The 18,804-nt window shown below is 50.0% G+C and carries 17 protein-coding genes; 11 read left to right on the plus strand and 6 right to left on the minus strand.

The annotated features are described in order from the left end of the window. Positions 1 to 10 precede the first annotated feature (10 nt). Positions 11 to 1,402 (minus strand): MFS transporter, encoded by a 1,392-nt coding sequence (locus FHT67_RS25800; protein ID WP_167201768.1) that lies wholly within the window; start codon positions 1,400 to 1,402, stop codon positions 11 to 13. A 116-nt stretch (positions 1,403 to 1,518) separates the two neighbouring features. Here FHT67_RS25800 and FHT67_RS25805 point away from each other — a divergent pair, with 116 nt between their 5' ends. Continuing rightward, positions 1,519 to 2,406, plus strand: coding sequence for a LysR family transcriptional regulator (locus FHT67_RS25805; protein ID WP_132309498.1), 888 nt, complete (start codon positions 1,519 to 1,521; stop codon positions 2,404 to 2,406). A gap of 37 nt (positions 2,407 to 2,443) precedes the next feature. Further along, positions 2,444 to 2,917 carry a DinB family protein gene (locus FHT67_RS25810; RefSeq protein ID WP_167201769.1) on the plus strand — a complete coding sequence of 158 codons (474 nt, stop codon included), beginning with the start codon at positions 2,444 to 2,446 and terminating at the stop codon, positions 2,915 to 2,917. Positions 2,918 to 3,001: 84 nt separating this feature from the next. Here the strand turns inward: FHT67_RS25810 and FHT67_RS25815 are convergent, their stop codons facing one another. The 3 genes from FHT67_RS25815 to FHT67_RS25825 are packed head-to-tail and all read right to left on the minus strand — an operon-like array spanning position 3,002 to position 6,454. Continuing rightward, positions 3,002 to 4,114: a Ger(x)C family spore germination protein gene (locus FHT67_RS25815; protein ID WP_165930730.1), complete on the minus strand. Its 1,113-nt coding sequence runs from the start codon at positions 4,112 to 4,114 to the stop codon at positions 3,002 to 3,004. Continuing rightward, positions 4,084 to 5,172 (minus strand): hypothetical protein, encoded by a 1,089-nt coding sequence (locus FHT67_RS25820; RefSeq protein ID WP_167201770.1) that lies wholly within the window; start codon positions 5,170 to 5,172, stop codon positions 4,084 to 4,086. Before FHT67_RS25820 ends, FHT67_RS25815 begins: the two co-directional genes overlap by 31 nt. A 16-nt stretch (positions 5,173 to 5,188) precedes the next feature. Further along, complete coding sequence (locus FHT67_RS25825) at positions 5,189 to 6,454, minus strand: spore germination protein (protein WP_208403547.1); 1,266 nt, start codon at positions 6,452 to 6,454, stop codon at positions 5,189 to 5,191. 92 nt (positions 6,455 to 6,546) lie between these two features. Between FHT67_RS25825 and FHT67_RS25830 the strand changes: the two genes are divergently transcribed. Continuing rightward, positions 6,547 to 6,933 carry a reverse transcriptase-like protein gene (locus FHT67_RS25830; protein WP_167201772.1) on the plus strand — a complete coding sequence of 129 codons (387 nt, stop codon included), beginning with the start codon at positions 6,547 to 6,549 and terminating at the stop codon, positions 6,931 to 6,933. Here the strand turns inward: FHT67_RS25830 and FHT67_RS25835 are convergent. After that, positions 6,930 to 7,790: an AraC family transcriptional regulator gene (locus tag FHT67_RS25835; RefSeq protein WP_167201773.1), complete on the minus strand. Its 861-nt coding sequence runs from the start codon at positions 7,788 to 7,790 to the stop codon at positions 6,930 to 6,932. The two genes, FHT67_RS25830 and FHT67_RS25835, sit on opposite strands and share 4 nt — an antisense overlap. A gap of 129 nt (positions 7,791 to 7,919) precedes the next feature. Between FHT67_RS25835 and FHT67_RS25840 the strand changes: the two genes are divergently transcribed. The 7 genes from FHT67_RS25840 (at position 7,920) to FHT67_RS25870 (ending at position 16,615) form a co-directional block, all read left to right on the plus strand. Next, a complete protein-coding gene (locus tag FHT67_RS25840; RefSeq protein ID WP_167201774.1) occupies positions 7,920 to 9,929 on the plus strand; it encodes an alpha-L-arabinofuranosidase C-terminal domain-containing protein in 2,010 nt (669 codons plus the stop codon). A 268-nt stretch (positions 9,930 to 10,197) separates the two neighbouring features. Next, positions 10,198 to 10,878 carry a response regulator transcription factor gene (locus tag FHT67_RS25845; protein WP_167201775.1) on the plus strand — a complete coding sequence of 227 codons (681 nt, stop codon included), beginning with the start codon at positions 10,198 to 10,200 and terminating at the stop codon, positions 10,876 to 10,878. Further along, positions 10,875 to 12,638 (plus strand): sensor histidine kinase, encoded by a 1,764-nt coding sequence (locus FHT67_RS25850; protein ID WP_167201776.1) that lies wholly within the window; start codon positions 10,875 to 10,877, stop codon positions 12,636 to 12,638. The genes FHT67_RS25845 and FHT67_RS25850 overlap by 4 nt, the downstream gene beginning before the upstream one ends. Further along, complete coding sequence (locus tag FHT67_RS25855) at positions 12,631 to 13,251, plus strand: hypothetical protein (protein ID WP_167201877.1); 621 nt, start codon at positions 12,631 to 12,633, stop codon at positions 13,249 to 13,251. Before FHT67_RS25850 ends, FHT67_RS25855 begins: the two co-directional genes overlap by 8 nt. A 257-nt stretch (positions 13,252 to 13,508) precedes the next feature. After that, positions 13,509 to 13,838 carry an ArsR/SmtB family transcription factor gene (locus FHT67_RS25860; RefSeq protein WP_132309520.1) on the plus strand — a complete coding sequence of 110 codons (330 nt, stop codon included), beginning with the start codon at positions 13,509 to 13,511 and terminating at the stop codon, positions 13,836 to 13,838. Further along, positions 13,835 to 14,236, plus strand: coding sequence for an SRPBCC family protein (locus tag FHT67_RS25865; protein ID WP_132309522.1), 402 nt, complete (start codon positions 13,835 to 13,837; stop codon positions 14,234 to 14,236). The genes FHT67_RS25860 and FHT67_RS25865 overlap by 4 nt, the downstream gene beginning before the upstream one ends. A gap of 123 nt (positions 14,237 to 14,359) precedes the next feature. Continuing rightward, a complete protein-coding gene (locus FHT67_RS25870) occupies positions 14,360 to 16,615 on the plus strand; it encodes an ATP-binding cassette domain-containing protein (protein WP_167201777.1) in 2,256 nt (751 codons plus the stop codon). Positions 16,616 to 16,678: 63 nt separating this feature from the next. Here the strand turns inward: FHT67_RS25870 and FHT67_RS25875 are convergent, their stop codons facing one another. After that, on the minus strand, positions 16,679 to 17,569 hold the full coding sequence (locus tag FHT67_RS25875; protein WP_132309526.1) for a LysR family transcriptional regulator: 891 nt from the start codon (positions 17,567 to 17,569) through the stop codon (positions 16,679 to 16,681). Between the two features lie 261 nt (positions 17,570 to 17,830). Here FHT67_RS25875 and FHT67_RS25880 point away from each other — a divergent pair, with 261 nt between their 5' ends. Further along, a complete protein-coding gene (locus tag FHT67_RS25880; protein ID WP_167201778.1) occupies positions 17,831 to 18,802 on the plus strand; it encodes an SLAC1 family transporter in 972 nt (323 codons plus the stop codon). Positions 18,803 to 18,804 lie beyond the last annotated feature (2 nt).

The raw sequence follows: 18,804 nt of genomic DNA on the forward strand, positions 1-18,804 counted from the left end.
GGCATAACTGTTAGGCCTTTGATTCCTTTAAGCGCGCGGAGCGAGCTCGCCGCCAGCTCATCAGGACTAGAATCAAGGCAATTACCGTTAGGATAATCGCCAGTATGCGGAACCCGGTAAAGCTGAATTCTCCTCCCATAACAATGCCGGTCAATAAGGAAGAAATGATGGTACCGAGATAGCGGGAGGTATTAAACAAGCCGGAAGCGACCCCAATGATCTCTTTGGGCGAGCTGTCGAACAAAGCCGTCTGCATGCCCACGCTGTTCAGTCCGTTGCTGATTCCGAAGGCAGCCAAGGCAATGCAGACGCTGATAACGGGCGAAGCCTCATTTAACGTCACGATCCAGACAGAACCAAACACCATTAGAACGGCCGACACCAACAAAGCGGGCCGCGGACCGGATTTATCGATCCATTTGCCCGCAAGCGGGGATGCGGCAAGCGAACACAAGCCTAAGCTAAGCATCAGCAAGCCGGTATGAAACTCGCTGACATGCCGTACGATCTGCAAGTATGACGGAAGTCCAAAGAATAACGAGTAGAACAAAATGTTTACAAGGATAAATTGGACATTGACCCAAGTCATCGCCGGGTATTGGGCTATTGTCCGCAGCGGGATAAAAGGAGATTTTGCTTTCAGCTCATGCCTGACGAAGGCTCCAAGCGACAATAGTCCAATCAGACCGATAACGACGTATCCGATTGAGAGCTGCCCCGAAGATTTCGCCGACAATACTCCTACAAGCAGGGCAACCAGCCCTGCTGTAAATAACAGGATTCCTGGCGCATCGATCAGGTCAAGCCATCTGCGGAAGGTAAGGCCGCGGGCGGGAGAGGTCTCCGGCTTATCCATGGGAATGGTTCTCCACGCCAGCAAAAAGCTCGCTATGGCAAACGGAATATTGACGAAGAAGATCGCCGGCCAATCCCACCAGTGGATGAGCACGCCGCCAACAAAGGGACCGATAGCCGCCGCACCGGATAGGAAGATAGACAAGACCGACAGTGCGGCCGCCTGCTTATCCGTGATATAGATTCGCACTATAGCCATGCCTACGGCAACCATCATGCTGGTGCCTATCGATTGGATAACGCGGAACGCGATCAGCCAGCCGAAGCTAGGCGACAACGGCGCTATTAGCGATGCAAGAAAGGCTACGACTAGACCGTACAGAAAAATTTTTCTCCGTCCGAATAGATCGCTTGCTCTGCCCATCACGGGCTGGGCAACGGCGCTCGCAATATAAAATGAAAATATAATCCACGAAACGCCGGTGTAATCAAGCCTGTAATCGGACTGGAGTCTTGCGATTGCCACCGATATCATGGACGAATTTAAAGGGTTGAGCAGGATTCCCAAGCCGACGGCAATCATCAGCCATCTGTTGCGAGTATTCAATTAAAGTCACTCCTCGATTTGTCATGAGCTTATCGTACGGGAAGTTCGTCATTTATTCCAACGCATTTCATGTTATAATTTCATAGACTTGAAGGAATATGCGGATGGTGAATTACATGGAGCTTTTGCAATTGCAATATTTCTTGACGGTAGCCCGTCTGGAGCATGTGACTGAAGCGGCGCGGCATCTGCATGTCACGCAGTCATCGCTTAGCAAGACGATTCAACGTTTGGAGGAAGATTTAGGCGTGCCTTTATTCGACCGGGTAGGCAGAAAGCTGCGTCTTAACGAGTCGGGAAGCCGATTTCTGCAACGCGCAGAGCGGGCCTTGTTCGAACTGGAGCAAGGCAAGCAGGAGCTTAACGATCCGTCCGGCTCGGAACAAGGGACGATCGAACTTGCCGTGAATACGGCCAGCATGCTGCCTAGTATCCTGCGAGAGTTCCGGAAGAAAAAGCCGAATATACAGTTCCACGTGCAAATGCTTACGACACAGGAAATGGTGGCGCATCTTCATCGGGGAGATATTGATTTCTGCCTGTCTTCGCCTCCGCTTGAAGGAGAAGATATCGAATGTCAGATTATGTACAGAGACCCTGTCCTTGTGGCGGTTCCGAGGACGCATCGTCTTGCGGGTCGAAGCAGCGTATCGTTGTCCGAACTGAAAGACGAATGGTTCGTTGGGGTGAAGAAGGGGTACGGAACACGCGACCTGGTAGATTCCATATGCAACAAGGCCGGATTTGAGCCGAAGTTTGTGTATGAGGGAGATGAACCCGCCCGAATTAATGCGCTGGTGGAGGCCGGGATCGGCATTGCGTTTATTCCGGGCACAGCCAGAAATTCAAACGGACAGATTGCATATCTAGAGGTGGAAAAAAACGATCTCGTGCGGGAAATCGCATTATTATGGCATAAGAGCCGATATATGTCGCGGGCTGCTTTGTCCTTTCGCGAGGTTGTCGTTGATTACTTCGCAATGCTTTCAAAACCGGATATTTAATACAACTAACAATTAATGACTTTAAGGAGTACTGCTAATGCTGAAGTTATTTGAATACAACTGGCAAGTAAGGCAAGACTGGTTCGAATGGTGCCGGGACGTTTCCCGGGAAGAGCTGCTGAAGAAGCGGACGGGGGGGATAGGAGGGATTCTACATACCTTGTTTCATGTTGCGGACGTGGAATACAGCTGGATCTGCGGTCTGCAAGGGAAGCCTGATTTCACGGAACCGTTCGAGTCTTATGCCAGCCTCGAGCAGGTCATGGAGTTATCGGATAAACTCCACGAAGAAGTTCGGTCATTCGTAGCGTCATGGACCGATGAGATGGAAATGAAGGTATTGTCTGATGTATATCCGAATGGCGAGCCCATGAATTTCAAATACGGGGAAATCATGCGGCATGTCCTTGCCCACGAAATCCATCATATCGGCCAATTGTCCATATGGTCGAGAGAGTTAGGGAAGGCTCCTGTAACCGCTAATTTTATTCGCCGGGGTTTGTTCGGCTGACAAGCAGCGTAAAATCTCGATGTCGAGATTATGCCTCTTATAAACGATAAGTAAGACAGTCCATGATTTTCAATGGGCTGTCTTTCAATCTTCTTTAAACTTATACTTCACATTCACCTGGAACTCGAGCTCCGGATAGAGAGTGGACCAAGTCCGAAGATCGTTTGAATGGTCAAAATGCCTTGCGCGGTAACGAAGACCAAGTCCCAGCGGATCGAGGCGTTCATCTCTTAGCTTAACCAGCAGCTGCTGCGCTTTGGATTTGATTTGTTCCTCGGCTTGCTTCGCCAATGCGAGTTTTACGTCATCCGAGATAACAGCGGAATCATCCAGCTTTTCTATTAATGCCCCGCGCATTCGAATCGAAAAGACGGCCATGGGCTTTCCATGCCCTTGTCCGGCAATTAGCTTGAAGCCAGCAGACCCTTCTTCGCTTGTTACGGAATAGTCTCCATTTGGAGTCTTCAAGGTTAACGTATCATTGTGTACGCCGGATATAAGAAGCTTCAAGAGCCGAGATTCCTCAGATGTGAGCTCTTCCTTCATTTGTTTCTTGTCGAACAGGGCAATCCGGTTAATCTGTAGAGCATCATGCTCGTACGTCACAACCGGCATTGTCAGATCCAGTCCTGACGTGGTGATTCTGCGGCTCGCGTCGTATAAGGGGACGGCATAAACAAACGGAGATTGTTTACGGCTTCGTTCGAATGTATAAAAGAAGTAGCTGCCGGCTACGGCTTCTTCCTTCGGCTTATATTTCAGCAGCTCATAGGAATTTGGCTTGCCTACGCTTAAATAGGCGATTTTTTGAATATCAGGCCTCCTCATAAAATAATCCACTGCAAGAGAGATGTCCTTTCTCGCCACCTCTTCCCCAAACAGCAGGACTTTGACATGGCCGTATTCCAGCTTTTTGTCGCTCATGGACCGAAGACGTTCAAGCCCCTCCGATATCGAGTTACAATTCACCTTAAGCAGCAAAAATTCGCTGCCGATGTTCTTTGGATCCCCTTTGGACATCGAGACTTTCAGAATAACCGTATACTTCTTGTCCTTGTCTTCGGACGGATCCAGACCGATTGACGTTACGAAAGCGCGTCTGTCGATATCTTCGAAGGCGCAGCCCGACAAAGTTACCACCAATAAAAACCATGCGCAGCTAACGTTTAGAGTGCTTTTCTTTTTCGTGCGCACCATGCGATGGCCGCTATCATCACGATATCGAAAATTAGCTTGACGTTTAGAAGCCAGCCAAAGCTGTTCCGAACCGTAGAAACATCCATATAAGGCCGCAGCGCACAAGATGCAGCAAGCAAGAGCGAGACCCATATCCATTTTTGTTTCCCCCCCTTGAAAAGGTTCGCTTGTCTAAGAAATTGGAGCGAGGAATGCCAGCAGACCATGACAAACATAAGCGAAATGCCAAGCTGCACCATTAGAAAAATGACCAGAAACCGTTCAATAAAGAAATACGGAAGCCGCATGCTGTTTGTTGTCGTGAACCAGACATCCATATCGCTGTCAATTCCTTTTAGACCCAAATAGCCGATGGGAATGAAATAATAGGAAAGAAGCAGAAGCAGACCCGCAGTAAAGAGGATGATAAATGGCTTCATAGGCTTGCTGTTCACCAAATGTTCATTAAACACCAGGCGGCTCATATAACCGTTGAAGAGAAAAGCGCCTGCCGCAATCATCTCGTAGCTTGGCCAATGCCGAATATAGGTTGCGGCTTCGAGCAAGAAATCGAAATGAATATTAGAGTCCAGCAGGAAAAGCAGAATCATAATGATAATAAAAGGAATCTGAAATAATACCGCAATCTCGAGCATGTACAAGACACTCCTGGACTCGATAAGAGAGGCAAAGACAAGGAGAACGAGAAAGACGCTAAATAGCAGTCCGGAAGAGATATCCGGGCATATAAACTTATGAATGATTTGCGTGTACGAGATCAGAAAAATTAGACCGGACCCGTACGAAAGGACAAAATAACAGAAGAAGAGGCTCTTCTGAACCAGCCGGGCTATCGATCCGCTCATGATCTGGGCAATGGATTGCCCGGAGAACCGGCTCATCAGCTTTTCAAAAAAGACGATCATTAATCCGGTAAGCAGCAATGCAACCAGCAGACTGCATAGACTGCTGGTATACCGTCCCGAATAGATCAGCTTTGGAGTGAACTCAATCATGCAAACGATAAAATTCAGATAGAGGAGAAAGTAGTAATAACGGATTTGTAGCATACGAATCACCTGTTTTCCTGTGTAATTAAAGAAGTTTCATATACGGCTTGCCTAAGCTTCTCAAATTGCATAGATAGGCCATAAGGGCCAATATTCCAATAACAACGCCAACCGTGCCAAGAAAGCTGGCAAGAATGACCAATGGATACCGGATTACCCGGATTGCTTGATGCATGGAATTAACGGGAATAACAAAGTTGGAGATGGCAACGGCCGATATGACGATAATCATCACTTCGGCTACGAGCCCCGCCTCCGTTGCGGCTTGTCCCAATATTAACCCTCCCACGGTTGTTGCCGTAGGACTGATGGTTTTGGGCAGGCGGATACTCGCTTCAATCAGAAACTCAGTCATAATCAGCATAAACATAATCTCCACGTAGGAAGGAAACGGAACCGACATCCGGCTTCCCGCAACAAGCAAGGCAAATTGAACCTTCAATAGATCGGGAGAATATGAAATAATCGAAATATATAATGCTGGCAGCACTAGCGTAATCAAAAGCGCCACATAACGGATACACACCATAAACTTGCTGATTATCGGCAGATGGACAGGGTCATCCATCGATTTGAAGAAATCGAAGAATGTAGCGGGTCCGATTAATGCCCATGAAGAACCCTCGATCAAGATGACGATCTTGCCTTCCGAAAGGTTTTTCACTACGCGGTCCGGACGCTCGGTAGTCATAAAGAGAGGGAAAAGGTTGAACCGGTTATGAATGAGGCATTTCTGTAATTGTCCTGCCGATTGCACAAGATCCGCTTGTACCTTGGCAAGCCTGTCTTTAAGCTCGGCAAGCGTGCCGTTGTCCGTAAGCTGCTCATCGAATAACAGCATCAGCTTTATTTTGGATTTACTCCCAGCCAGGTGGCTTTCCATGCGAAGGGATTCGCTTTTGTAGCGGCTGCGTATCATATTTATCGAGATCTTGATGTTCTCGTTAAGACTGTCTTTGGGGCCTTGCAATATATTTTCTTCGGTTGACTCGCTGACGGTGCGGGATTGAAAGCTCTTCATGCAGACGGATAGCATTGTTCCGTTTAGAAGGATCAACACATAACCGTCCAACATCCGCTCCGTTGCTTCAGCCTCGCCGCTTGGCCGCGACCAATCCGGAAAGGATTGAAGATACCTGGCGAAGTCATCGGAGGTGTCAGTCTGGTAGAAAGGAGTAATCAGTTTGTCAAATATATCATCCTCGCTGCAGACCGAGGTCAGGTAATAAAAACGTATGGCAAAATTTCTATTCTCAAAATCGCGTCGCGCGAAATCTTCGTTTTTGTTCAAGCCATCAAACCGCACAGGGGATCACCTCTGTGGGATATATTTTCCTTTTTTGCGTTGTTTCATTCTCAGTTTTAGAGAAGGGCAGGAATACCATGGTTGAAGTCTATATGGATGGTGCAAGCGCGGGAAATCCGGGACCAAGCGGCGCCGGTATTTTTATCAAGCATAACGGGGAAGTGGAGCGCTACTCCATTCCGTTAGGGGTAATGGACAATCACGAAGCGGAGTTCCGGACCTTTATCCTCGCACTGGAGTTATGCATCCGCAAGAAATATAAAACCGTGTCCTTCCGGACGGATTCCCAATTCGTGAACCGGGCTGTCGAGATCGAGTTTGTGAAAAACAAGAAATTCGCGCCGCTGCTTCAAGAAGCGCTTCAGCTGACGAAGCAATTCGAGCTGTTTTTTATGATGTGGATTCCCAGCTCCGAGAACAAATCGGCCGACCAGCTGTCGCGGGCCGCTATTCGCGGCAACTAATCAGCCGCCTTGGCGTTTTGCCGGTATAACGTAGGGGCCATGCCCGTCTTTTGCTTGAAAAGATTCGAGAAATACTGCGGGTCGTCGTAACCAAGGTAAACGGCGATTTCGTGAACGGGCAGCTCCGTGTCATGAAGCATCATTCTCGCAATGTCCAGCTTGCGTGTGAGTACGTATTGGTAAACGGTGCTGCCGGTATGCTGTTTAAAGATACGGTTCAGCTGCTTGAAGGATAATCCCATTTGACGGGCAAATTCCCCCGATTGGAAGGTTTCGCCGACAAGCCGATCCAGATAAAGCTTCATTCGTCCAAGAATGGGCGAGGTTATTTCGGCCTTATGCTTTACGGCTTTCTGCAGAGCAATTAATATTTCCGTACAGCTAAGAATCACCGCCGTTTGCGCGTCAGTGCCATTATCGGTTTTAGTCTTTGCAGCAGAAAAGCCTTTCAAGAACAAAGCTTCGATGTCAACGCTTGGAATATACGGGGTATGAAGTAAATGGAAGGCTTCGAGGAGCGGCAGGCTATTGCCGTGAAGATTGAACCAGTAATACGTCCATGGATCGCTTGAATCCGACAACGCCGTTACTTCATGCCTGCCGTCTTTCCTTAAAATAAAGGCATCGCCTCTGCCGAGGCGGTGCTTTTCCGCGTTAACCTGGATTTCGCCATGTCCGTTTATCACATATCCAAGTACAGTGATATCTGCTTTTTGACGGATATTCTTGTAGGTTGGCGCGCAAATATTCACTCCGATCATTGGAACATATACCGACAGCTCGGGAGAATAAGGCAGCGCATGAATCTGGCCCTGCTTATGCTGCGCCCGGTTCCCATCCTCTTTAGTGATGTCCATTTTCCTCACGTATCCTTCCTTTTCCTCTATGTTCTTTCGCTTACGAAAACACTATCATGGATATGAAATCTAGTCCATCTCTGCCATGGAAGATGAGGCGGAAGTTTGACAGACGAGGGAGAGAATCGCATGAACCAGAAGGCAAGCATTACCGTTAACACCGAAGCACCTTCCAAGCACCGCTTGAATCCTTATATTTTCGGCCATTTCGTTGAGGACATCCGCGATCATATGGATGCCATGCTAGCCTTTACGCTAAGAGACATGGATTTTGAAGACGAAGCCGACACGCGTGGCGTATCCTCCGGCTGGTATGCCGTAACCAACGGCAAAAATACGGAATATGCGCTGGAGCCTGCGGCACCGAGGCATTCCGGCCATAGCCAGCGTATTCGGATTTACAGCGCGGACCGCTGCTACGGCGGAATTGGACAACAGATCAGTGTCGAGGGCGGTCTTGCTTATCGCGTGAGTATCATAGCGCGTGCCGCTATGGATCTCCGGGCTGCTGTTTGCGAGATTGCCGACCGAGCGTCCGGCGAGGTGCTGAGCCATACTGAAGTTGAGCTGCGGGGACATAAGTGGAACGAATATCAGATTGAGCTGACGCCTGAACGTTCCTGCGAGAACGCGGAATTCCGGATTCTGCTTTCTTCGGAGCAAGAAACCTGGCGTGACGGAATGGGATCGGGCATGCTGTGGCTTGACCATGTGTCGATGCTTCCTTCCGACAGCATGGGCTACGTGAAACGGGAAGTAGTAGAGCTGACCAAGCAGCTGAAGCCGAGGATGATGCGTCTGGCGGGTAATTACATCAGCGCGTACCATTTTGAGGACGCGATTGGTCCCGTGCTGGAGCGGCCCAACATGGTTAATGAGGCCTGGGGCGGCTGGACGAACAAATATTTCGGCACCGATGAATTTCTGGCGTTCTGCCGGGATACCGAGACGGAGCCTTTAATTTGCGTTAATGCGGGAACGGGTTCGCCGGAAGAGGCAGCCGCATGGCTGGAATATTGCAACGGCAGCGTGGATTCGGAATACGGCGCTTTGCGGGCCCGTAATGGCCATCCGAAGCCTTATGGCGTCAAGTATTGGGAAATCGGGAACGAAATTTACGGACCATGGCAGCATGGCCATTGCACGGCGGAGCAATTCGCGCACCGGTATAACCGTTTTGCGGATGCGATGAAAGCGGTGGATCCGGATATCGTGCTTCTCGCATGCGGCGATTGCGATCCCGAATGGAACCGCACGTTGCTTGGTATCTCGGCGGGCAAAATGGACATGTTGACGCTGCATATTTATCACGGCTTCGGCACGGTGGGAATTACCCCTGATACGCCGAAAGAAGAACGGTACCCGGCAGTCATGTCGTTTCCTGAGGTAAGCCGTGCCGCAATCCGCAAGGCTGAAGAGATCATTTCGGGCAATCCGGCTTACTCGCATGTGAAGCTCGCGATCACGGAGTACAACACGATGTATTATCCCAATACGATCCGCGAAGGGCGCCCGATGGAGCATACGTTGGAGGCTGCGGTAGCCAATGCCGCAAACCTCAACGAATTTATCCGTCAATCCCATCTGATCGAAATTGGCAGCTACTCCGACCTGGTCAACGGTTGGCTTGGCGGATGCATTCGGGTTGGGGATGGTTACGCGGATCAGTACAGGGGGAAAGAAACGGGCTGGAGCGGCCGCAGCGGAGTAGTGTACGGCACTCCAACGTTCCATGTGATGAAGGCTTACGCGAATCGCGATATTTCCCGCATACTGCCAACGGAAACAGACAGTCCTAGCTTTGATTGGCTATCGGGCTCAAAGCGGTTTGGTCTCGAGCCGGGAGCTTTGCCGGCGCTTGACGCAACGGCCGCGCTTGACGAATCAGGACATGTATTGACCTTGTTCGTCGTTAACCGCGGACTTGCAGAGGTTGAGGCGGAGCTGGCTATCGGTTCCTTTGCGCACTCGGGAGTAGCGGCGGTATGGGAGCTGTCCGGAGACGATTACGAGTTAATCAACGATGTCTTTCAGCCGGATGCGGTAACCGCAGTGGAGTTCCTTCTAAAGTTCCATGATGGCAAGCCGCTGATGACTTTGAAGCCTCATTCGGTGTACGTCTTAGAAGTACGCAGATAAATAACGATTAAAGGGAAGAACCTCCGGTAAGCCGGGGGTTCTTCGTTTTAGAGAGGAACCCCAGCGTTTATGTATAGATTTCTCTAGGCATCCATTTCAAATACACACGTTGGACACAAGAACCTCCTATACTTCAACTTGTAGAACAAACGGAGGTGCAAAAGAATGATAAGAATGCCGAATTTCGGGTAAACCTGTGATAGCATAGGAAATACGATTGCGGTTCCGTACGAGAATGGAACCTATGCCGGAAAGAGGCGGGATCTAAATGAAACGTAGCATTTTATTAGTGGAAGACGATACGCTTATGCGGGAGTTTATAACGGATTATTTCAAAAAAGAGCGATGGGATGTCCACGAGGCGGAGAACGGAAGGGTTGCGCTTGAGTTGTTCGAGCGAGTCTCCGTCGACCTGGTTGTGCTGGATATTATGATGCCGGAGATGGATGGCTGGTCCGTATGCAGACGGATCCGCGAGAAATCGGATGTACCTATAATTATGATCACGGCAAGGGCCGAGGACGAAGATCAATTGATGGGGTTCGAGCTGGGAGCCGACGAATACGTAACGAAGCCGCTAAGCCCAAGGGTGCTGGTTGCCCGGGCAAACGCCTTAATGAAGAGAACGGAAAGAACGGTGGGGCGGGAGGCAGAGCTTCTTCAGTACGGGGAATTGTCTGTGAACCGGGAGGCCCATACGGTTACGTTGGCGGGTCAGCTCATTAACTTGTCGCCCAAGGAATACGATCTGCTGCTGTTCCTGATCAAGCACGACGGCAAGGTATTGTCCCGCGAATATATTCTGAATGCCGTATGGGGATACGAGTACCTTGGCGATTTGCGGACCGTGGATACTCACGTCAAGAAATTAAGAGCCAAGCTCGGGGACGCCGGCAAGCTGATCGCGACCGTGATACGATCCGGTTACAGGTTTGAATCGGAAGCATGAGAAGACATGGCGTCGTACTCAAGCTGTTCGTCATCACGTCTGCTTTGATCTTGTTTATTTTTACGCTGGTGATGTTGGCCGAAGGGTTGTTCTTTGAACGGTTTTACCGGATGTCCCGGATTCATCAGCTGGAATCGTCCATTAACGGGTTTAGCAAACAGTATAACGAGGTAAAGGGGAATGAACGGGAGCTTTCCAGCCTGCTCGGGACGTTCATGAACCGGAATGATACCAGCTCCGCCATACTGAATAAGAGCTTTAACAAGGCTAACCTCAATCCGTATTACGTAAAGCTTCAGTCAGGCAATAAGATGATTACCGTTCCGATCCCAACGGCGGGTGCAACGATCAATACCATCCCGCGAGGAGTATCGCTAGGAAATAACATGATTGTGGACGGCATTTTTATGGACGAGAAGGATACGGTGCTTCACCCGATTAACTTCTGGTCCGATAATGCCGCACCGCTGGACGAAGGGTTGGTACGGGTCGAGGGAAAGGTTACCGAATTTCTGCTGCCGGAGCAGCGGTCGTTCAACCCGCTTTACCAGGATGCCCTTGTTGACGAAGCCTTGCAGGATTGGACGGCATCGGCGGAGTCGCGCTTGTCCCGCTTGCACGCGGGACAGACGGTACGGAGCGAATGGAAGGATCCATGGAGCGGAGTCGAGTACGCCGTACTGGTGAGATCCCTTACCGGTGACGAAGAGGATGAGCATTATATGTTCGTCATGGCTTCGCTCCAGCCGGTAGGAGAAGCGGTTGGTATTTTGAAAAAATACGTCATTTATTTGGCGCCGGTTATTCTTGCTCTCGTCCTTGCTTTATCGCTAATCTATTCGAGAATTGTATCGCGTCCGCTGCTGACTCTGAATCGCTCGGCCGCGCGCTTAGCCAAGCTTGATTTCGCCGAACATCCGGAGATCCGTTCCAAGGACGAATTCGGGGAGTTGTCGAGGAATTTGAACGCTTTATCCCAAAACCTGGACTCGGCGCTTAGTGAGCTCAAGCTTGCCAACGAGCAGCTGCAGGAGGACATGAGAGAGAAGCAGAGATCCGAGCAGCTGCGCAAAGAACTGGTGGCGAATATATCGCACGAGCTCAAAACTCCGCTTGGCATTGTAAAAGGGTTTGCGGAGGGGCTGCAAGACGGGGTTGCTGATGACAAAAGAGAACGTTACCTCGCCTTGATCGTGAACGAGACGGACCGGATGAACGCTCTTATTATGGATATGCTGGAGCTGTCCAAATTCGAGGTGAAGGCCGTCAAGCTGAATATCGACCGGTTCTCCCTGACCAATCTGGTTAGAGAGGTTGCAAGCTCCTTCACCCAGCAGCTGGAGAGCAAGCAGCTGCGGTTAAGAGTTCGGCAGGACGGAGAACGGGAGCTGTTCGTTAATGCGGACCGTAGACGTATCGAGCAGGTGCTGCTCAATCTGCTCAGCAATGCGATTCGGCACGCCGTAGAGGACAGCGCGATCGTTATTGAAATGGAAAGGGCAGAAGGAGAAGCGATAAAAACCGTCGTGGAGAATATCGGTCCTTCTATTGCAGAGGAAGACTTGAGCCGAATTTGGGATCAGTTCTACAGAGTAGAACGTTCCCGTGATCGCAAATCCGGCGGAACCGGCTTAGGGCTTGCTATTGTCAAACATATTTTGGAGCTGCACGGCAGTCAATACGATGCGGTTAATACCGGAAACGGCGCAGCTTTTTCATTCACTTTACAAGAAAACAAAGGAGAGATTCATGATGAATAAAAAATCCGTAGGCTTACTGGCAGCATCGTTAGCCATTCTGGTCGTTATGAGCGCATGCGGCAACAAAGCGGACACGGGAAATGCGAATACGACAAACGAAGGGACCGTAACGGAAGCGCCATCCAATTCGCCTGACGACAATGCCGGAAATGCGGAAGAATCCATGGCGCCTGGCAATACCGCATCGTCTGAGCCTGCCGGGGAATCCACCGCGCCTGAGAGCTCGACACCCGAGAATGCAGCTCCGGACGCTACGAAGTCGTCTAACGCAGCCGGCGAAAACGCGAATGAAGAGATCTTGATTATCATCGATCAGACCGAAAAACCGATCGAAGGCAACAGCTTTGATTTTTCGGTCAACAAACGCCCGGAAGGCTACATGCTGTCCAAAATGGAATGGAAATCGGGCAAAACCAGCATCGTCAACACGACGCAAGAAGCGATTGAGCATGGCGGCAATGGCGAAGACGGATTCTATATCAGCGGAAACGGACAATTTATGGGCTTCTTCTACCCGGACGACTTGAAGGGCCAGAAAGGCGATGTCACTTTCACTTTCGTAAACGATGCCGGCAAAGAGCTTACTTGGAAAAAGACGATTACGTTGAAATAATCAATAAAAACAACACGAAAGCCGCGAGAATTCCTCGCGGCTTTCGTGTTGCGATACTAGATATATCTCATTTTCGGAAAGGAAAGCATTACTGTCGTTGAATTCAAGTTGACACGACACCGTTTGGTGTCTTATCATTAGGCATAAGTAAAAAGTTACCTTACATTCTATTGTAACGAAATGAATGGAGCAGCCGCAACCCATGGATCCAAACGCCAAATATCTTTTTAGGAAGTCGAACTCTAGGAGGGGGTGTTGTGAACGATAATCATCCGTCACGGGATGTCTTTGACGCGATCGCGGATCCAACCAGGCGCCGGTTAATTCAGCTATTGTCCGAGACAGCCGAAGTCCCGCTTCACGAGTTAACCTCGCAATTCGATATGGGGCGCACGGCCGTTTCCAAGCATTTGACGATTCTGAAAGAAGCGGGACTGGTAACGGACCGGAAGGTCGGCAGAGAAACGCGTTTTCGGCTTAATGCCGCCCCACTGAAGGAAATTCAGGATTGGGTTTCTTACTACAGGAAATTCTGGACGGTTAATATGCTGCGTTTGCAGCAACTATTGGAGGAGGAAGAAGAATGAGTTTGAAATTAGAGCTGGATTTTCAGTACAATACTTCGGTAGAGAAGGCTTGGGCTGCGTTAACCACTTCCGAAATGCTTGCCAAATGGGTGCTCCCGAACGATTTCAAACCGGAGGTTGGACACAAGTTTCAGTTCCGGGCCGAGCCTAACCAATATTGGGACGGCGTTATTGACGGCGAAGTGCTTGCCGTGGACGAAGCAAACCGCTTGTTATCCTATTCTTGGGCGGTTGGTCCGGAGAAGCATACGGTTACCTGGACGGTGCAGGAGTTGGGAGAGGGCAAGGTTAATCTTCACCTTGAACAAACCGGCTTCTCGAACGTACAAGGGCTGGAAGGCGCAAGATACGGCTGGACGAACTGGCACAACGAGCTTGCCAAGCTGCTGGCGCAATAATCGCATAAACGAGCCTGCAAGGGCTCGAAACCACATAAACCGGTTGCAATCAGTTGCAACCGGTTTATGTCTGGTTCGTACAATTGGAAGGATATTAAACTACGACCCGAAAGGATGTAAGAAATGAGCGAAACGGGCCAGGAGTACATTGTTATCACGAATGCCAGGGAAAATAACCTTAAAAACGTTTCTTTGCGTATCCCGAAGCGGAAAATCACGATTTTTACGGGGGTATCGGGATCAGGAAAGTCATCCATCGTCTTCGATACGATCGCTGCTGAATCCACAAGACTTCTGAACGAGAATTTCAGCACGTTCGTTCGAACTTTTCTGCCGAGCTTTCCACAGCCGGATACGGACGGAATCGAAAACTTAAGCATGGCCGTTGTTGTCGACCAGAAAAGACTGGGCGGAGGCTCCCACTCCACCATGGGCACCATTACGGATATTTCTCCGATTCTCCGCGTTTTGTTCTCCCGGGTGGGGCAGCCGTTTGTCGGCTCTGCCAATATGTTTTCCTTTAACGATCCGCAAGGCATGTGTCCGGAGTGCAACGGCATCGGCCGCAGGCTCGGAGTGGATATGAGCAAGGCCATTGATCTGTCCAAGTCGCTTAATGAAGGGGCCATTATGCTTCCGGATTATACCGTAAACGGCTGGGAAATGAATATGCTTCTGCAGTCTGGGGACTTCGATCCGGACAAGAAGCTGCAGGATTACTCGCCGGAAGAGCTGGACCAGCTGCTCCATGCCAAGGCACGGAAGGTGCAAATGGACTTTGCCGGCAAGGCGACCAACATTACCGTGGAAGGCGTTATCGAGAAGTTCACGAACAAATATATCAAGCAGGACGTAAAGCTGAAATCCGAACGCACGCAAAAAGCGGTTATGCCGTTTATCACCGAGGGCAAATGCACCAGCTGCCACGGATCGAGACTTAGTCAGGCTGCGCTGAACTGCCGGATTAACGGAATGAACATCGCAGAGCTGTCTTCCATGGAGGTGGGACATCTCATTCGGGCTGTTCAAGAAATCAGCGATGCCAAAGCGGCGCCAATCGTCAAATCGTTAACGGAGCGTCTTCAGCATCTGGTGGATATCGGGCTGGATTATTTAACGCTGGACCGGGAGACCGATACGTTGTCCGGCGGCGAATCGCAGCGCGTGAAGATGGTTAAGCATCTGAGCGGCAGCCTGGTCGATGTCACTTATATTTTCGACGAGCCTAGCGTTGGCCTGCATCCCCGAGACGTACACCGGTTGAACGACTTGCTGGTTAAGCTGCGGGATAAGGGCAATACGGTTATCGTCGTTGAGCATGATCCAGACGTTATTAAAGTTGCCGATCATATCGTTGACGTTGGTCCTCATGCAGGCAGCCGCGGAGGGAATATTGTGTTCGAAGGCAGCTTCCAGGGTTTATTGGAGTCGGGTACTTTAACCGGAACGCATATGAAGAGACCGCTTGCATTGAAGCAGGATTGCAGGAAGGCTTCCGGCAAGCTGCCCATCCGTCATGCCAATCTGCATAACCTTCGGAATGTAAGCGTGGATATCCCAACCGGCGTATTAAACGTCGTAACAGGAGTGGCCGGTTCGGGGAAAAGCTCGCTTATCAACGATGTATTCCTCAGCCAGCATCCGGATGCAGTCGTCATCGATCAATCGGCGGTTGGCGTGTCAACCCGTTCGAATCCGGCAACCTATACGGGAATCATGGATGACGTGCGCAAGGCCTTTGCTTCCGCCAATAAGGTGAATCAGGGCTTGTTCAGCTTCAATTCCAAAGGAGCTTGCGAGAACTGCCAGGGGCTTGGCGTTGTGTATACGGATCTGTCCTTCTTCGAAAGCGTCAAGCTGCCATGCGAGGTCTGCGAAGGCAAGCGCTTCAAGGAAGAGGTTCTCGATTACAAGCTGAACGGCAAGAATATTGCGGAAGTGCTGGAGATGACCGTCGAGCAGGCATTGGAGTTTTTCGAGCTGAAGGAAGTGAAGAAGAAGCTGCAGGCGATGAGCGACGTCGGCTTGAATTACATTACGCTTGGTCAGCCGCTCAGCACGTTGTCCGGCGGGGAATGCCAGCGCATCAAGCTGGCAAGCGAGCTTCACAAGAAGGGCAGCATCTACGTCATGGACGAGCCGACAACCGGTCTGCATATGTCGGATATCGGCCATCTGCTGGAGATCATGAACCGGCTTGTGGATGCCGGCAATACGGTCATTGTCATTGAACACAATCTCGAGGTCATCAGCCAGGCGGACTGGATTATCGACATGGGGCCGGATGGAGGCAGCAGAGGCGGCCAGGTGGTGTTCGAGGGTACCCCGTCGCAAATCATTCACGAGGAACATTCGATAACGGGAAGATTCCTGAAATAAGTTATTCCGATTATACGCAACAAAGAAGCTGCCGAACCAGTGGATCGGCAGCTTCTTTTTGCCTTATGGAGCTTGGATCCCATCAAAGCGCGAGGTCAGCTGCTTCATGAAAGCAGCGGTCGCCTTGCCTACATACCTGTCCTTCAGATAGACAATACCGACTTCCCTGCGAAGGGAGGGATTGCTTATCGGGATCATGGTCATATTCTGATGGGGATACAATTCAAGCAGCGTTTTGGATAGGATGGATGCTCCGGCCCCGGCCTGCACGAGGGAAAGAATCGACTTGATTGCCGAGGTTTCAATGACGGGCTCCCAAGCAATGCCGTGCATGCTGCACACCGTGTCAATCAACTGCCGGCAACGGTGGGTTTTGGGGAACATAATGATGGGCTCTCTCATCGCTTCCTCAATGGTCACGCTGGGCTTAGCGGATAGCGGAGAATCGGAGCGGGCAACGAAATAAAATTCCTCTTCATACAAAGAAACCTTGCTGAATCTGTCGTCGTCTACCGGAAAGATGGTTACGGCAAAATCAAGATCGTCCTGCAGAAGGGGATCTACCACATCCTCCAATGCCAAAAGCTTCATGCTTATCCCCGGGTATTTCTCGTGAAATTCGACCAGCAGACCGGAAACAAGATCATTAATTTCTCCTATTAGAGTTCCGATCGTCAAGGCTCCGCGCTCCATATGATGAAGCTCGGAAATTTCCTCGCGTGCCCCTTCGACCGAGCGGAAGATGTTGCGGCTGTGGTTCAGAAGAATAAAACCGGCTTCCGTAAGCGCGATTTTTTTTCCGATTCGATGAAATAAAGGCACCCCTAGCTCATCCTCCAACTGCTTGATTTGATAACTCAACGTCGGCTGCGTAATGCCAAGCTTATCGGCGGCACGGGTAAAATGAAGCTCATCGCAGATCGCTTGAAAATACTCCAGCTGTCTAATCTCCATTTGCAACACCTCTTCAAATCATAAATCGCATTCTTTCCAGTATAAAGATATCGTATTATTAAATCAATTCCTAGAATTCTATGATCATCATAGAAAACTTCTATTGAATTGTATATGCTTTAACTGAAAAACGATTTAAATTATATATCATAACGATAGAAACAATAGCATTGATCTATCGATAGCATTCTCCTTACAATGAACTCATATTCATTTAGGCTGCATTTCGAGCTGAACAAAAGAGAGAATGGAGAGATGACTATGAAGAGAATGAATACACTACCGGTTGCGCCTGCTTCCTTTTTCGCGATGACCTTGGGGCTGGCGGAAACGGGGAACGCGCTCAGGTTCGCGCAAGAAACGTGGGGAGGCTCAAAGCTGTGGGGTGAACTGCTTGAAGGTCTCGCCATTCTGTCCTTCTTGTGGTGGGGAATGTTATATGTGAACAAATGGATCAACCATCGCCAAGCCGCAAGGCAGGAGTGGATGGATCCCGTGCAAGGCTCCTTTGTGGCTCTTATTCCTGAATCCGTTCTTCTTATGTCCGCTGCCATTTTGCCGTACGATGTGACGTTCGCCCGCGTTTTGTTCTGGGCTGGCTCCGTTTCCAACCTGATGTTGGCGGCTATTCGGCTATCCGGAATGTGGAGATATCCGCGAAGCCACACGCAGGTTACGCCCTCGTTATTTCTGACCTACACGGCAAGCGTGCTGGTGAACGCCTTGATTGCAGGGCTGCTTGGATACAAGGAATACGGCTGGATGGTATTCGGAGTGGGCTTTATTTCCTGGATGATATTGGATTCGGTTATCTTCCATCAGCTTGCAACAGGCGGGTTGGATGCGAAGGCGCGTAACTTTATGGGCATTTATATGGCTCCAAGCGCCATTGCGCTGGTTGCCTATCAAGTTCTAAGCGGAAAATCCTCCGATTTCGTTACGTATGCAATGGCAGGTTATACGTTGTTCCTTTTAATTTCGTTGTCTTTTTCATTCAAGTGGTTGAGGGAGCAGTCATTTGCGCCTGGCTATTGGGCTTATACCTTTGGCGTCGCTACGGCAGCTCAAGGTACGCTCTTAATGGTGAAGAACGGCGCAACGCCATTCTTGACTGGAGTTACGGTCATTGTTCTTGCGGCATCCATCGTTGTCACACTGTCCGTTGCCTTCGGAGCCGTCTATTTGCTTATCGCGAAGAAATATTATCCTCCGGTTGCGGCCAGCAAGACCTGAGA

Source organism: Paenibacillus sp. BK720 (assembly GCF_011761545.1).
In the GTDB taxonomy this organism is placed as follows: Bacteria; Bacillota; Bacilli; order Paenibacillales; family Paenibacillaceae; genus Pristimantibacillus.